This is a genomic window from Nocardia sp. NPDC004860, from assembly GCF_040609015.1.
Taxonomy (GTDB): Bacteria; Actinomycetota; Actinomycetes; order Mycobacteriales; family Mycobacteriaceae; genus Nocardia.
In genome coordinates this window covers 1-15,899 of sequence record NZ_JBEXJI010000031.1, presented here as the reverse complement: position 1 = coordinate 15,899, position 15,899 = coordinate 1, and the positions used below count along the sequence as shown (strand labels likewise).

9 protein-coding genes are annotated in these 15,899 nt (G+C 68.0%); 6 read left to right on the top strand and 3 right to left on the bottom strand.

The window, feature by feature from the left end; translation table 11 throughout:
• Positions 1 to 236: 236 nt before the first annotated feature.
• Entirely contained in the window at positions 237 to 1,106 is an 870-nt protein-coding gene (locus ABZV44_RS37105) for an SDR family NAD(P)-dependent oxidoreductase (RefSeq protein WP_354847207.1), read from the bottom strand.
• A 30-nt stretch (positions 1,107 to 1,136) separates the two neighbouring features.
• Positions 1,137 to 2,774, bottom strand: coding sequence for a GMC oxidoreductase (locus ABZV44_RS37100; protein ID WP_354847362.1), 1,638 nt, complete (start codon positions 2,772 to 2,774; stop codon positions 1,137 to 1,139).
• A gap of 110 nt (positions 2,775 to 2,884) precedes the next feature.
• Here ABZV44_RS37100 and ABZV44_RS37095 point away from each other — a divergent pair, with 110 nt between their 5' ends.
• From ABZV44_RS37095 to ABZV44_RS37070, 6 genes are all read left to right on the top strand, one after another.
• Positions 2,885 to 4,165: a cytochrome P450 gene (locus tag ABZV44_RS37095; protein ID WP_354847204.1), complete on the top strand. Its 1,281-nt coding sequence runs from the start codon at positions 2,885 to 2,887 to the stop codon at positions 4,163 to 4,165.
• A 165-nt stretch (positions 4,166 to 4,330) separates the two neighbouring features.
• Positions 4,331 to 6,076: a fatty acyl-AMP ligase gene (locus tag ABZV44_RS37090; protein WP_354847202.1), complete on the top strand. Its 1,746-nt coding sequence runs from the start codon at positions 4,331 to 4,333 to the stop codon at positions 6,074 to 6,076.
• 33 nt (positions 6,077 to 6,109) lie between these two features.
• Positions 6,110 to 6,391 (top strand): acyl carrier protein, encoded by a 282-nt coding sequence (locus tag ABZV44_RS37085; RefSeq protein WP_354847200.1) that lies wholly within the window; start codon positions 6,110 to 6,112, stop codon positions 6,389 to 6,391.
• Positions 6,392 to 6,480: 89 nt separating this feature from the next.
• Complete coding sequence (locus tag ABZV44_RS37080; protein WP_354847197.1) at positions 6,481 to 10,728, top strand: aminotransferase class I/II-fold pyridoxal phosphate-dependent enzyme; 4,248 nt, start codon at positions 6,481 to 6,483, stop codon at positions 10,726 to 10,728.
• On the top strand, positions 10,725 to 11,483 hold the full coding sequence (locus tag ABZV44_RS37075; protein ID WP_354847194.1) for an alpha/beta fold hydrolase: 759 nt from the start codon (positions 10,725 to 10,727) through the stop codon (positions 11,481 to 11,483). The genes ABZV44_RS37080 and ABZV44_RS37075 overlap by 4 nt, the downstream gene beginning before the upstream one ends.
• Positions 11,477 to 13,735, top strand: coding sequence for an MMPL family transporter (locus ABZV44_RS37070; protein ID WP_354847191.1), 2,259 nt, complete (start codon positions 11,477 to 11,479; stop codon positions 13,733 to 13,735). Before ABZV44_RS37075 ends, ABZV44_RS37070 begins: the two co-directional genes overlap by 7 nt.
• 317 nt (positions 13,736 to 14,052) lie before the next feature.
• Here ABZV44_RS37070 and ABZV44_RS37065 read toward each other — a convergent pair whose 3' ends face one another.
• Positions 14,053 to 15,807 carry an MFS transporter gene (locus ABZV44_RS37065; RefSeq protein WP_354847188.1) on the bottom strand — a complete coding sequence of 585 codons (1,755 nt, stop codon included), beginning with the start codon at positions 15,805 to 15,807 and terminating at the stop codon, positions 14,053 to 14,055.
• Positions 15,808 to 15,899: the final 92 nt, after the last annotated feature.

Here is a 15,899-nt window from a genome sequence, read left to right as displayed (position 1 = left end):
GCAGTGCACTGGGCATTCCCCGAGGACTTCACGGGAACATCCGCTGCGTTCGAACAGCAACGATTCAGTGACTTCTCACGTTCGATTCCATGACCAAATGTCTCTCCATTCCTGCATTTGCGCCGGTCGGCCTTCGAACTTGTCCGACGCGATGCAATGGCTATACCTTTGCCATAAGAATGTCGCCGAAAAGTAATGGCGACGACACGCTCGCGCGGCCCGCCGCGGTCCGGTCTTCAGCGGTTGAACCTGCGTTCCATCAAGCGCTGGACCTGGTCGCGGTGGACGGCGGACCAGGCTTGGACCCGGACTGCCCACCACGGGGCGACGTCGCGGGGTTTGGCGGTGACGGCGTGCGTGACGAGGTCGGAGGCTTCGTCGACGGTCAGGCCGGGCATCCGGCCGAAGTCGGTGGGGGCGCTCATTCTGGTGTGCACCAGTGGCATGTAGACCGAGGTGGTGGTGACGTCGTCACCGGCGATTTCGGCGGCGACGCTGCGCAGCCAGACGTCGAAGGCCGCCTTCGAGGCACCGTAGGCCGACCAGCGCGGACTCGGCGGCATGAGCACCCCCCAGGTGGAGACGTTCACGATGTGCCCCTGCCCGCGTGCGCGCATATCGGGCAGCAGAGTCAGCAGCAGCCGCACCGGGCCGAGATAGTTGATGTCGATGGTGCGGGTGAAATCGTGGAAGCGGTCGTAGGATTCGGCGATAGGACGTCGAATCGACTTGCCGGCGTTGCTGATCACCACATCGATGTGTCCGTACTCGGCCAGTAGCGTCCGGCCGAGCCGGTCGACGGCATCCATGTCGGTCAGGTCGGCCGGGCAGGCGTGGGCTACGCCGCCGGCGGCCGTGATGTCGGCGGCCAGCCGTTCCAATTCGGTCCGGGAACGCGCCACCAGCAGCACCACCGCCCCCGCCGCGGCCAGCTTCCGGGCGCTGGCCTTGCCGATACCGTGCGAGGCCCCGGTCACCAGCACCACCTTGCCCGCGACGGCCTCCCGCAAGGACTCCGCGGTGGGCCGGAATGTCGGGTACAGCAGCCGGATCGCCACCCGCTCGGCGAGCGACCGCCGACGGTGTGCGACCGGAGTCTCGTCCACAGCTCTCGACTGTATCGCTGGACTATTCCACTACCCGCCGGAACGAATGATCTGTTCGATATTGCGCTCGGCCAGCGCGCTGATCGTCAACGCGGGGTTCACGGTTCCGGTGCTCCCGGGTACCGCCGCCCCGTCCATCACATAGAGGTTCCGGTAACCACGCACCCGGCCGTACTCGTCCGTCGCGCGCCCGATCACTGCGCCGCCCAACGGATGGGCGGTGAACGACGCATCCGCATCCAGGCCCGATCGAGCAAAAAGCTGACCGCTCTTACTGATCATGGTGTTGTTGACTTCGCGTGCTCGCGCGAGATATCTGGCGGCGCCGCCGGTTGGCCACAGCAGGTCCACGCGCCCGTCCGCCGGATCGCAGACGAACCGGCCGCGGGTGTCGTCGAGCACGATGCCCAGCGATCCGAGCAGCCCGATGTCGAAAGGCGTCGTGCCGGGGATGAACCAGTTCTCCAGCGTCACGGGTGCGCCCGCCTCGTCCAGAATCCGGCTCGCTGACGGCGCACCCTGCGTGCCCATATCGAGCGCGGTGAGTGGCCGGGCCAGGGCGACGTCACCGTTGCTGCCCCAGCCCTCGCCGATGTGCTCGTTCAGGTTCGGCAGCGCGCCGGTCGCCCTCGCGCGCACCAACAGCTCGGAGGTGCCCAGGGAGCCCGCGGCCAGGAACAGCATGTCGCAGGTCAGGGTCCGGGTGTGGAGCACCTCGCCGGTCGGGGCGAGTTTGGTCACGGCGACGGCATAGCGACCCGGCGCTCCCGGCACCTCGGCGATGGTGTCCACGCGATGGCCCGGGTAGATCCGGGCGCGGCCGGTGGCCTCGGCACCGAGCAGGTAGTTCTGGTTCAGATCGAACTTCGCGCCGTTGGAATTGCCGAGGTCCGAACAGCCCACCGTCGCCGACGCCGTCGATCGCCCGGCCAGCTCGTCGCGGATGACGTCCCACTTCCAGATGCCGTCGATGGGCTGCGGCGTGTATCCGGCCGCGCGGACCTGTTCGTCCCAGGCGCGGGAGTGCGTGAACGCGGAGGAGTTGTAGATGTCGTCCGGTATCGGGCTGAGCCGCAGCATCTTTCGGACGCTGGGGTAGTAGACGTCATGCATCTCGCGATAGTCGACCACCCCGCGGAATACGTGATCGAAGAACCGCTGCTCCGGCTCGATCATCACCCCGGTGAACACGACCGAGCCACCGCCGACACACGCGGCGCGCCACACGTCGATGCCCGGGTAGCTGCAGACATCGAGGACCCCGCCGAACGGATCGAAAGCAAGCGGGATCCTGTTCACCCCGGTGAAGGTGGTGCGATGCCAGAAGCCGCGGCCATCCGGAATCGTGTCGACGGTGAAGATGGTGCGCCACGGATCATTCGGCCAGCGCGATCCGCGCTCGAGCACTGCGACGTCCATCCCGGACTGCGCCAGGCGCAGCGCGGTGACCGACGCCCCGAACCCTGATCCGACGACGATCGCCGGTACATGATCGGCGGGATCCGGCAGGGGTTCGAAGATCTCCGGCACCAGCGTGCGATATTCCGGCGTCTTCGAGCTCTGGTCGAAATCGTCGGCTCGTGCGACAGATTTGGCCGCGCCTGCGCTCGCGAAGCCCAGCGTCGCCGCAGCCGCGCCGACGCCCTGTATGAACCTGCGCCTGTCCATGGTGGGCCCCTCGCCCGATCCGAACGTCACTCCATCACCTTCGAGCAGCTGCGACAGCCCATAGCGAATCACTATCATAGGGAGCGGGTCGGGGGTGAGAGGTGACGATGTTGACTCGCACATGGACTCGGTGGCTGCTCATGCACGGCTTCCTGCGGACCTACCTCCGGTGGTCGGCGCGTCGTGGTGAGCCGCTGGGGAATCTCGCCCTCCACCCGGACAGCTTGCTCGGCTCATCGCCGTATATCGAGGACATCCGGCGGCAGGGCCGGATTCCCCGGATGTCGGGGGTGTACATCACCGCGGATTACGAAATCTGCCGGCTCGTCCTCCGAGACCGGCGCTTCGGCGTGGTCTCGCCCAATCATCCAGCCCTGCCGAAGCCGATCCGCTGGATGCTGGCCAAGACGGATCCGGGACTTCCCAACATCGGAGAACCGCCCTCGATGCTGGTGACCGATCCGCCGGATCACACCCGGTACCGGCGCATGGTCGGGCACGCATTCGGGCCGAAGGCGATCGCGACGCTGGAGGAACGAGTCGCCGCAGTGGCCGATGACCTGATCGACCGCCTGGATTCGAATCCCCGACCCGATCTGATCAGCGATTTTTCCGCGCAGATGCCGGTCACGATCATCGCCGAAATTCTCGGGTTGCCGGAGGACATGCATTCGACCCTGCTGAAATGGGGAGACTCGGGTGCGCCGCTGCTCGAACGAGGCCTGGACTGGGCCACCTATCGCGACGCCGTCAAAGACCTGGCCGAAGTCAAACAGTACTTCGACCAGCACCTCGATCGGCTCACCGCCGAGCCGCGCGATGACGTGCTCAGCATGCTGGTCGCGAATGACGAACTCACCCGCCGCGAGCAGGTGGCCAATGCGGCCCTGCTCCTGGATGCCGGATTCTTGACGACGGTGAACATGCTCGGCAACGGGATCGCCTTGCTGACAAGCCATCCGGACCAGTTGGAACTGCTGGCCGAGAGGCCGGAGCTGTGGCCGAACGCGGTCGAGGAAGTTCTGCGCTACGACGGTCCCGTGCGGATGACCGGCCGGGTCGCGAACTGTGACGTCGATATCGATCAACAGCACATCAGATCGGGTTCCCTGGTCCTGCTGTCATTGGCCGGAGCAAACCACGATCCCACCGTCTTCCCCGACCCCGAGCAATTCGATGTGACCAGGGACAACGCCGCGGAGCATCTCGCGTTCAGCAGCGGGATACACGGCTGTCTGGGAGCCCGGCTCGCCCGGCTGGAAGGCGCCATCGCGCTGCGAGCCCTTTTCGAGCGGTATCCGGATCTGCGCCTGGACGGCCCGCCGATCCCGCATCCCCTGCGAAACCTGCACGCCTACCGCTCCATGCCCGCCAGGGTATCTGCCGCCTAACAAGGCCCCTCCGGCGGGAATGTGGCCCGGGGGGTGAAGGTGGTCTCCACCTTTGGTGGCTATTCGGCGCAACCGCCGACCCGGAAGATTCTTTTCCAAGTGGTGCGACAAATGCCAGCAAATCTGTCGCATCTGGTACACGAATCAAATCCCGGGAGTTCACGAATGCAGTCCACCTTCGTCGCGCACATTCGCGAGCAGGCCGCTACCTATGGCGACACTCGGCGCTACACGTATCTGCGCGAGCAGGGCCGCGAATTGATCGAGCAGCCGGCGAGCTATCGCGAACTCGACCGCGATGCCCGGGCGATGGCGGTCTGGCTGTCACAACGCCCGGAGGCCGACCGGCCGGTGCTGCTGCTTTATCCCCCCGGACTCGAATTCCTGCGGGCCTTCCTCGGCTGCCTCTACGCGGGCGTGATCGCGGTACCTGCCCCGGTTCCGCACGATGCGCGCAGCATGCAGCGCGTGGCGGGGATATTCGCCGACACCGGGACCGGTCTGGTGCTCACGACCGGTGAGATTCGGGATCCGCTCGCCGCCTGGACTCGCGAGGCGGGCGTGCAGGTGTCGGTGGCCGCGACCGACACCGCCGAGCTCGGTGATCCGGAGACCTGGGCGATGCCCGAGATCGATTCCGGCACAGTCGCATTCCTGCAGTACACCTCAGGCTCCACCAGTGAGCCCAAGGGTGTGGTGGTCACCCACCGCAATCTCGTGCACAATGCGGCCGCCACCAGCACGGCCCTCGGCGCCACCGATCTCGACACCACGGTCGGATGGCTGCCGCACTTCCACGACATGGGATTGATCGGCATGCTGCTGCAGCCGATCTACCACGGCGCGAACTTGGCGTTCATGTCACCGATGACGTTCCTCAAGCGACCGGTGAGCATGCTCGAGGCCATCCACCGCTACCGCGCCCGCGCCACTGTCGCGCCGAACTTCGCCTATGACCTGATCGCCCGGCGCGTGAGCGACGCGCAGTTGGCGGAGCTCGACCTGTCGTCGCTGTGGGGGGCGCTCGTCGGTGCCGAACCGATCCGGCCACGGACCCTCGAGACGGTGATCGAGCGGCTGGCTCCGGCGGGATTCGCCGCCGACATCTTCACCCCCGGCTACGGCATGGCCGAGGCGACGCTGATCGGGTCCATCCGCCCGCCCGGGCGCCCGCTCGAGTATCTGACCGTCGATCCAGCTCAGCTCGAAGCCCACCGGCTGGTGCCGGCCGAGCATGGAACCCGCCTGGTCGGTAACGGGCCGGCGGTACCGGGAATGGAGATCCGGATCGTGGATCCGCACACCCTGCAGGCGCTGCCCGATGGTCGGGTCGGCGAGATCTGGATCGCCGGAGACAGTGTGGCACAGGGCTATTGGAACCGACCGGAAGAGACTCGCGAGACGTTCGGTGCGCGCATCGCCGGGCAGGGACCGTACCTGCGCACCGGCGACCTCGGCGCGATCCATGACGGCGAAGTCTTCGTGACCGGCCGGCTGAAGGACGTGATCATCGTCAACGGCCGCAATCTGTACCCCCACGACATCGAGGAAGCCGTCCGCGCGGAGCACCCGGCACTCACCGACTCACTGGGAGTCGCGCTGGCCGTGGAAACCGGCCGGCAGGAGCGGTTGCTGCTGATCCAGGGCGTGCGGACCACCGCATTGGGCGAATCGACCCCCGCCGAACTGGCAACCCGCATCCGCGCCACCGTGGCGGCGGCGTTCGACCTGCCGGCGCCGAATGTGGTGCTGGTGGAGCACCGCAGCGTGCACCGCACGACCAGCGGCAAGGTGCAGCGCAGCTCCATGCGAGCGGCCTTCTTCGACAGCACCATCGACTCGGTGCTGCACGAACAGATCGAACCGTCCGTCCAACAGCTGCGCACCAGCGCCCTGGCCACCCTCGGCTGATCCGACAGCCGAAACCACAAGGGGATCACCACGATGCACACGCACACGGCTGCCGGCGCGGCAGCCCCGATCATCGAGTGGCTCGTCGAGCGGGTCGCCGGCTATCTGGACCAGCCCGCCTACAGCGTCGACACCACGCTGCCGCTGGCCGAACTCGGCCTGGACTCCGTATCCGCGGTGAGCCTGTGCGGCGAGGTCGAGGACGAATGGGATCTCGAACTCGACGCCACCGTCGTGTTCGACCATCCGACGATCGCCGAACTGGCCGGATTCATCGCGAACGAGGCTGTCCTGCACCGTGAGTCGGCGGCATGAGCGGTCAAGGCTCGGAGGCGCCGCTCCGCCTCCCCGCGCTTGCGCAGCGTGACCACGCAGAGCCGCCGCGCATGCCCGATGGACACAGCATGAGCGATATCGCGATCGTCGGCCTCGACTGCCGGTTCCCGCAGGCGCCGAATGCCGAAGCGTTGTGGGCGTTGCTGATGACCGGCGCCGATGCCGTCACCGAGGTGCCCGAGCAACGCTGGCGAGCAGGCGAATTCCACGATCCGGCGGGCGGACCGGGATCGGTCAACAACCTCAATGGCGGATTCCTTTGCGATGCCGACGCATTCGACCTCGAGTTCTTCGGCATCGCGCCGCGCGAGGCGCAGGCGATGGATCCGCAGCAGCGGCTGCTGCTGCAGGCCGCCTGGCGGGCGTTCGAGGACGCCACCCTCGACCCCCGCCGCCAGTCCGGGTCGAATACCGGTGTCTTCGTCGGCGTCATGGCCAACGAATGGGCGACCGTGCACATGCGCGACTACACGCGCATCACGCCCCAAATGGGTTCGGGTAACGGCTATTTCATGACCGCGAATCGGATCTCCTATCAGCTGGACCTGAAGGGCCCGAGTCTGGCCATCGACACCGCCTGCTCGTCCTCGCTGGTCGCGGTGCACCAGGCGTGCGTCGCCCTGTCGGCAGGGGAATGCGATCAGGCTCTCGCCGCCGGGGTGAACATCACCGTCACGCCCGCGCTCAATGTCTTCTACACCCAGGCCGGCCTGTCGGCCCCGGACGGGCGGTGCAAGCCGTTCAGCGGCAAGGCCGACGGCATCGGCCGCGGCGAGGGTGTCGCGGTGGTGGTGCTGCGGCGGCTCGCCGACGCCCTGGCCGAGGGTCTGCCGATCCACGCGGTGATCAAGGGCAGTGCGGTGAACAACGACGGGCGCAGCAACGGCATCACCGCGCCCAATCGCTGGGCACAGCAGCAGGTGATCGCCGAGGCCTACCGGCGCGCCGGCGTGTCCGCGGAGCAGGTCGCCTTCGTCGAGGCACACGGCACGGGAACGGTTCTCGGCGACATGATCGAGGCCAAGGCGCTGGGCACGGTGCACGCGGTCGAGCGGCCGCAGCCGTGCGCGATCGGGTCGATCAAGGGCAACCTCGGCCACACCGAGGGCGCGGCCGGCATCGCGGGCCTGATCAAGGTGGTCCTCAGCCTGCGCCACCGCGTCGTCCCGCCCACCAGGTTCGCCGCCGACGAGAATCCGCGGCTGCGGCTGGCCGCCCACGGGCTGCGACTGCTGCACGAGCCGATGCCGTTGCCGGACGGCCCGATTCACGGCGCCGTCAGCAGCTTCGGCATGGGCGGGACCAATGCGCACATGCTGCTGGCCGGCGCTCCCGCGACCAGCGTTCCGGCGGCGACCGACGGCGGCGGCGTGCTCACCGTCTCCTCGAACGATCGGGATGGTCTGCGGCGCAATGCCGCCCGGCTCGCCGAGCACATCGACCACGATCCCGCCGCCCTGAATCGGCTGTGCTGGTCGAGCAATCTCGTGAAGTCCTCCGGCCGGCATCGGCTGGCGTTCGCGGTCGGCGACCGGACGGAGGCGGTGTCGGCGCTGCGGGCGTTCGCCTCGGGCACGGGACCCGATTCCGGTGTCGCGCAGCCATTGTCGATCGGCTGGCTGTTCACCGGCCAGGGCTCGCAGTATCCCGGGATGTCGCGCGCACTGCACGAGCGCAGTCCTGCCTACCGGCGGGCGCTCGCCGAGGTGGACGCACAGCTGGCACCGCACCTGCACCGTTCGGTGACCGAACTGCTGCTCAGCGGAAGCGATCTCGTGCACCGGACCGAGTTCGCGCAGCCGGCGATCTTCGCGGTCGAGTACGCGCTGGCCCGGGTGCTCACCGACCTCGGCGTCGAGCCGGCCTGGCTGCTCGGCCACAGTGTCGGCGAATACGCGGCCGCCGCGGTCGCCGGAGTCTTCGGCCTGGCCGACGCATGCCGGCTGGTCTGCGCTCGCGGCCGGTTCATGCAGCAGCTGCCCGACGGTGGAACGATGCTCGCGGTCCGCGGCACGACCTCCGAGCTCGCCGAGTTGATCGCCGCCGAGCCCCGTGTCGCGGTGGCCGCGGTGAACGGTCCACGGGAGCTGGTGCTGTCCGGTGCCGCCGACGGCGTCGGACGGATCGGTGCGGTGCTCACCGACCTCGGGATCACCGCGCGTCCGCTCACTGTCTCGCACGGATTCCACTCGCCGCTGATGCAGCCGATGCTCGACGCCTTCGCCGAGGTGGCCGGCGAATGCCACTACCGCCGGCCCGAAATCCCGATCTATTCGAGCGTGCGCGGACGCCTGCTCGACGCCGACGAGCCGATGGACGCCGCCTACTGGGTGGACCACGTCGAGGCCACGGTGCGGTTCGCCGATGCCGCGGCGGCTGCGTTGCGGGCCGAGCCCACCCACCTCGTGGAAGTGGGTCCCCGGCGCACGCTGGCCCCGATGGTCCGGCGCGCCCACGCCGGGCTCGACCTGCCGACCCAGGTGCCCTGCCCGGGACCGGATGCGACCGGTCACGAGCTCGACTCGACGGTCGCGGCGCTGTATCGCGACGGTCTGAACCCGGACTGGGACGTCCTCTACGAGCCCGCCGCCCGGGTGCGGCACCGCATCGGCGGCTACGAGTTCGCCACCAACCACCGCTTCTGGACGCAGGTGGATGCTCCCGCGCCCAGCACCGAAACACCCACTCCGACAACACGACACACGACGGACACCACCATGGATCACCTGATCGAGCTCTTCCGGGAGCAGGCCGCCGTCCTCGCGGCCGCGGCCCGGAACACTTCGGCCACACCGGAAATGCGAGTACAGCCCACCCCCGTGGAGCAGGGTCCGGCCATCTCGGCCGCCGTCCGCGCCGAAGTCGCTCGGGTCAGCGGATTTCCGGCAGACACGGTGAGCACCATCCAAACCCTCAGCGGCGACCTGGGATTCGATTCGATCATGATCGCCGATCTGTTCGGCGGCCTCGCCAGGAAGTTCCCGGGACTGGTCATCGAGCCGAATTGGTACACCCCCGCAACGACTCTCGGCGATGTGGCCGCACTCGTCGCCCGTCACCGTGGAGAGCAATACCTACCCGAACCGGTTGCCGAGCCACGACCGGCCGTCGAACCCCAGCATCGCATCGCGGATTTCCCCGAGGTCAAGGCGATCTCGGAGCGTATCGCGCTGGCCGAGTCCCTGGGCATGTCCAACCCCTACTTCCTCGTCAACGACGGAATCACCCAGGACACGTCGGTGATCGAAGGCCGCGAGGTGCTGAACTTCTCCAGCTACAACTACCTCGGCCTGTCGGGACATCCCGCCGTCGTGTCGGCGGTCCAGGATGCGGTCGCGCGGTACGGCAGCTCGTGCTCGGCCAGCCGGCTGCTGTCCGGCGAGAAACCGATTCATGCCGAACTCGAGCGAGAACTCGCCGCCCTGCTGGGCACCGAGGATGCGCTCGCGATGGTCAGCGGGCACGCCACCAATGTCACGGTGATCGGGCACATCGTCGGGGAGGGTGACCTGATCGTGCACGACAGCCTGGCGCACGACAGTATTCTGCAGGGCTGCAAGCTCTCCGGCGCCACCCGGCGGCCCTTCCCGCACAACGACCACGAGGCACTCGACCGCCTGCTCACCGAGATACGGCATCAATACCGGCGAGTGCTCGTCGTCATCGAGGGCATCTACAGCCAGGACGGTGACATCCCGGATCTGCCCGCGCTCATCGCGGTGAAGAAGAAGCACCGCGCGCTGCTCATGATCGACGAGGCGCACAGCATCGGAGTGCTCGGAGCGACCGGCGCCGGCATCGGCGAGCATTTCGGCGTCGACCGTGCCGATGTGGAGCTGTGGTCGGGCACCATGTCCAAGGCGCTCGCCGGGTGCGGTGGGTACGTGGCGGGTAGCGCCGAGCTCATCCGATTCCTCAAATACACCACGCCCGGCTTCATCTACAGCGTCGGCATCACCCCGCCCAACGCCGCGGCATCGCTGGCGGCGCTTCGGCAGCTGCGGTCCCAGCCCGCACTGCTCGAGCAGCTGCGGAGCCGGTCGGAGCTGTTCCTGAAACTCGCCAGGAAGGCCGGCATCGACACCGGCGACAGCTTCGCCACGCCCGTGATCCCGTGCATCGTCGGTGATTCGATGAAGACGCTGGCACTGTCGAATGCGCTGCTGCGGCGCGGAATCAACGTCAATCCGATCCTGTACCCGGCCGTGCCCGAGAACCTGGCCCGGCTGCGGTTCTTCGTCACGGTGTGCCACACCGAGGCGCAGATCCGGCACACCGTACGGGTACTGGCCGAGGAATTGGCCGCATTGCCATGAGCCGGTATCTGATTCGGCCCGCCGACGAGCAGGGCCTGAGGTTGTTCTGTTTCCATCACGCCGGCGGCGGCGCCTCGCTGTTCCACGGATGGCAGCGCGCGCTGCACCCGCACGCGACGGTCTGGCCGGTGCTGCTGCCCGGCCGCGAGCGCCGCGCCGCAGAAGCCCGCTTCACCGATATCGAGGCACTGCTCGCGGAGCTCGACGATCAGCTGGACGAGTTCCTCACCGAACCGCACCTGTTCTTCGGGCACAGCATGGGCGCTCTGATCGCCTACCGGTTGGCCTGCCGCCGCCGGCACAGCGGGCGAACCACTCCCCGGGCGCTGCTGCTGTCCGGGTATGCCGCTCCCCCGCTGCCGATGGCGTTGTCGCTGACCGACCCCCTCGACGACCCGGCATTGATCCGGCTGCTCACCGACCTCGGCGGCCTGCCCGCAGAACTGCTCGAATTTCCCGCGCTGCTGGGCGATCTGGTCGCGACGACCCGTGACGATCTGCGTCTGTGCGCAAGCGACCCCCAGGCCGCCGGGCCACCGTTGCCCTGCCCGATCCACGTCTTCGGTGGCGACGCCGATCCGCTGGCCGGCGAACTCGACCTGGCCGCCTGGGCAGGATGCACCACCGGCTTCCACGAGGTGCGGATTCTTCCGGGCGATCACTTCTACCTCACCGAACACAAGGAACTTCTGTTCCGGCACCTACGGCAGTTGCTGCGCCGGTACACCCGATCCGAAGCGAGCCTGCCATGTTGAGACGCCTTGCCACCGCCACCGTCGCCCACCCCCGGCTGGTCCTCGCCCTCACCACCGTCGTCCTCGTGCTCGCGGGCCTGATGGGAGCCGGGGTGTCCCAGCATTTGAAGGTCGGCGGATTCGACGATCCGCACTCGGAGTCCGCCCATGTCCAGAACGTCCTCGACACCCGGTTCGGCGGCTCCCCCGATCTGATCCTGCAGGTGACCGCGCGGGACGGCAATGTCGGCAGCCCCGAAGTGGCAACGGCCGCACAGCGATTGACACAGAAGATCGCCGCGGAACCGGACGTGGCGGTCGTGGGCTCGTACTGGTCCACCGGTACGCCGGAGTTGCGCAGCGCGGACGGCCGGTCCGGATTGGTACTGCTGCACCCGAACGGCAGCCCGGAAGCGGCGGCCCAGATCACCAAACGGGTCGTCGACGACCTGCCCGCCGACGACCCGGCGATCGAGGTGCGGGCCGGCGGCAAGCTCGGCCTGACCAACGATATCGAGAGCCGGGTGCACCGCGATCTCGTCCTCTCCGAATCGATCGCACTGCCCGCGACCCTGCTCCTGCTGATCGTGGTGTTCGGCGGTGTGATGGCCGCGCTGCTGCCGCTGACGGTGGGCGTCGTCTCGATCGTGTCCACGACCGGGGTGCTCTTCTGGCTGGCCCACGTCACCGAGGTGTCGGTGTACGCGCTCACCGTCGCCACCGCCTTCGGACTCGGGCTGGCCATCGATTTCGGCCTGCTGACGGTGTCGAGATTCCGCGAGGAACGACAACGCGGTCACGAGCCGGAACAGGCTGTCGTGGAGGCTGTCACGACAGCCGGGCGCACGATCCTGTTCAGCGCGGCCACCGTCACCGTCGCCATGGCCGGGATGCTGGTGTTTCCCACGTCTTTCCTGCGGTCGGTCGGTATCGCCGCGATCGTGGTGGTGCTGCTGGCCGCGCTGGCCGCGGTCGTCGTCCTGCCGGCGCTGATGAGCCTGCTCGGAACCCGCGTCGATGCTCTGGCATTGCGCCGCCGCCGGGATCGGCTGGCGCAGCCGTCGCGATTCTGGCGGCGCACCGCGATGGCCGTCACGCGCCGGCCGCTGCGGGCCGCGCTGGGAGTCATGGCGCTGCTGCTCCTGATGGGAATCCCGTTCGCGCACGCACAGTTCGCGACATCGGACGAGCGGGCGCTGCCGGCCGACTCCGCTGCCCGGCAGGTCACGGCATCGATCCGCGACGACTACCCGGCCGACATGTCCAACGCCGTCACCGTGCTGTCCGAGCACGACCCGCAAGCGCTGGAACCGCTCGCCCGGCAGGTCTCGACCCTGCCCGGCGTCCGCCACGTCGACGGCGCCTTCGGGCGGTACGAGGGTGGCGTGCTGGTGACCGCACCCGGGCCGGCCGCCGCCCGATTCCTTTCAGGGACAACCGGATTCGTAGAGGTGCAGCCGTCGACGACCGTCCAGAGCCCGGCTTCGCAGGCTGTGGTGCGCGCGATTCGCGCACTACCGGGGGACCATTCGGTGGGCGGGCCGACGGCGTCGCTGATCGACAGCCGCGCCGCGATCACCGGCCGGCTGGCTCCGGCGCTGGCCATCATGGCGGGAGCGACGCTGGTGTTGCTGTTCCTGTTCACCGGGAGCATCGTGGTGCCCATCAAGGCGCTGATACTGAACATCTTCATGCTCTCGGCCGTGCTGGGCGCCCTGGTCTGGGTGTTCCAGGACGGTCACCTGGCCGGGCTGCTCGGTTTCACTCCGGCACCGCTCAACATCGCGATGGTGGTGCTGCTGTGCTGCATCGCTTTCAGCCTCTCGGTGGACTACGAGATCTTTCTGCTCGGCCGCATCAAGGAGGCCCACGACGCCGGCGCGGACACCACTACGGCCACCATCGAGGGCCTCGGCCGCGTCGGCCGCATCGTCAGCAGCGCGGCGGCCCTGCTCACCGTGACACTGCTGTCGTTCGCGACCGGCCTGTCGTTCATGCAGATGTTCGGTATCGGCACCGCACTGGCCGTCCTCGTCGACGCCACTTTGATCCGCGGCGTCCTGGTCCCGGCCTTCATGCGCATCGCCGGCGACCTGAACTGGTGGGCGCCACGACCATTGCGCCGGCTGCACGCCCGCATCGGGTGCAAGGAATCGTCGACGGTCCCCAGCCCGCGGGCGCGGACACCGATGGTCGCCGAAGTGATCGTCATCGACAGGCGGTCGAGCGCCGGCACGGCGACTGGTCCGATCGCAGGACAACTCGCGGGATGATGCCCCTTCGCACGGCACTCCGGCAGAGGTCGTGCGGCCGCACTCCCGGCAAGTTGGTGTCGGCGGCCGAAACACCCACGGTTTCGCTCACACTGACGCCGCATCGATCACCGCCCGCGATCATTCGATAGATCTTGCAGCTCAGGCAGATTCCGAAGGCCGCGTTGGTTGGTTCGTCGAGCACCACCGGGCGGCGCGACAACTCGTCGATCACGGCCGGACATCGTGCCGCGCAACCGGATCCGGCACGCGGCGAACGAAGCACGGCGACATGAGGAGACACCGTCCGAGCCCGCTGCTACAAGGAAGTTCGATAGTCAGAGATCGTTCGGATCGTGGTGTTCTGCGCGTCGCGGCACCGCGAAGAATCCCGCGAAGACGGCGGCGAGAATTCCTACGCCCCACCACAGCGTGAGCCCGAACGTGCGGGAGAAGTTCTCGGCGCTGGCCTTTTTGCCTGCGTCGCTGAGGATTTCGGCGACCCGATCGGGCTTTCCGGGCTGGGTGGACGGACCCTGAATCGCCTGGCAGCTCGCAGGGGTCTCGGTGGGGTTGGTACCGGCCGATCTGTCGTGCACGCATGCCCGGAAGCCGGAGAGGACCTGCGCCTGCGCTTGTGTGTTCAGGCCGGCCGCGGTGAATTCGGTGCGGACCCGGGGTGCGACCACGTCGACGCCGCGGCCGGAACCACTGTCGAGCTGGGCGAAGAAGACCACGCCGGCGAGTGCGACCCCGAGTGCGATGCCGAGCTGCTGAGCGGTGTTCAGCAGACCCGACGCCGAACCAGCGTCGTCCTTGGGGACCTCGGCCAGCACGAAATCGATGGTCGGCGAGACGACCAGGCCGAAGCCGAGACCCGAAATGGCCAGCGGCGCAATCATTTCCCACGAGGTGATCGCGGTACCATACTGCCACGCGGCCCACACGTAGCCGGCGAAGCCCGTCGCATTGAGCAGTGCTCCCGCCATCAGCACTCGCCGCCCGTACCGGGGTACGAGCACCTCCACGGAGATGCCTGCCGCCGCCGCAGCGCCGACAGCGAACACGCCGAAGGTCAGACCGGCCCGCAGCGGCGACCAGCCGAGGCCGACCTGCATGTAGAGCGTCCAGACGAGGAAGAAGCCACCGAGCGCGATCCAGAAGATCAGCCAGAGCGCACTGCCGATCGAGAACGACCGCCGCCGGAACAATCCGAGCACGATCAGCGGTGAACCGATCGTCCGGGTTCGCCGGTTCTCGTGGACGACAAGGACCGCAAGCATCGCGACCGCGCCGGCCATCATGACGAAAGTCCAGGCCGGCCAGCCGAATCGGCGCCCCTCGGTGAGCGGGTACACAAGCATCGCGATCGCGGCCGTGGCGAGGGTGGCGCCGACGAGGTTGAGCTTCGGAGCGGTCGCGGACCTCGATTCGCGCACCACGAACAGGGCCGCCACGACGGCCGCGATACCGACCGGGACGTTGACCAGAAAGATCGGCCGCCACTGGAGGTCGAACACATTCCAGTCGACGAGCACACCACCGACGGTCGGCCCGACCACTGCCGCCGATCCGACCACGGCGCCGAAGATGCCCAACACCCGGCCGCGCTCTTCGCGCGGGAATGTGACGTGGATGATGGCGAGGATCTGCGGCACCATCAGCCCCGCGCTTGCGCCCTGGAGAAACCGCGAGACGATGAGCATGCCGGGGCTGACGGCGATGCCGCACAGCGCCGAGGCGATGGTGAACCCCGCAACGCCCGTCAGGAACACCCGGCGGCGGCCGTAGATGTCGCCGAGCCTGCCACCGGTGATGAGGACTGCCGCGAACGCCAGCACATAACCCGCCACGATCCATTCGAGCTGCGCGTATTGCGCCCCGAGGTCACGCTGGATGCTCGGCACCGCGACATTGACGATGGTGGAATCCAGCAGATCGATGAACCCCGCGACGAGGACCACGGCGAGCGCGATCCAACGTCTGCGGTCCGGCGGCGTGCTGGGTGCGGAGTGGTCGTGGTCGGGCGAATCCGCATCGTCACGGTTGTGTTGTATGGCGGCACACCTGCCGTCCGGTCGGGCTTGCGGCATCGCCACGTGGGTTATTTCCGTACGGTGGCGAGACTCATCAGGGACGGGTCGAAATGCCCCACCGGCCCCTTCCCAGCAGGCACCGCACGCCC

Coding starts and splice junctions, on each gene's coding strand:
- ABZV44_RS37100 (WP_354847362.1), bottom strand. CDS start 2,774: ATGGACAGGCGCAGGTTCATACAGGGCGTCGGCGCGGCTGCGGCGACG.
- ABZV44_RS37090 (WP_354847202.1), top strand. CDS start 4,331: ATGCAGTCCACCTTCGTCGCGCACATTCGCGAGCAGGCCGCTACCTAT.
- ABZV44_RS37085 (WP_354847200.1), top strand. CDS start 6,110: ATGCACACGCACACGGCTGCCGGCGCGGCAGCCCCGATCATCGAGTGG.
- ABZV44_RS37080 (WP_354847197.1), top strand. CDS start 6,481: ATGAGCGATATCGCGATCGTCGGCCTCGACTGCCGGTTCCCGCAGGCG.
- ABZV44_RS37075 (WP_354847194.1), top strand. CDS start 10,725: ATGAGCCGGTATCTGATTCGGCCCGCCGACGAGCAGGGCCTGAGGTTG.
- ABZV44_RS37070 (WP_354847191.1), top strand. CDS start 11,477: ATGTTGAGACGCCTTGCCACCGCCACCGTCGCCCACCCCCGGCTGGTC.
- ABZV44_RS37065 (WP_354847188.1), bottom strand. CDS start 15,807: ATGCCGCAAGCCCGACCGGACGGCAGGTGTGCCGCCATACAACACAAC.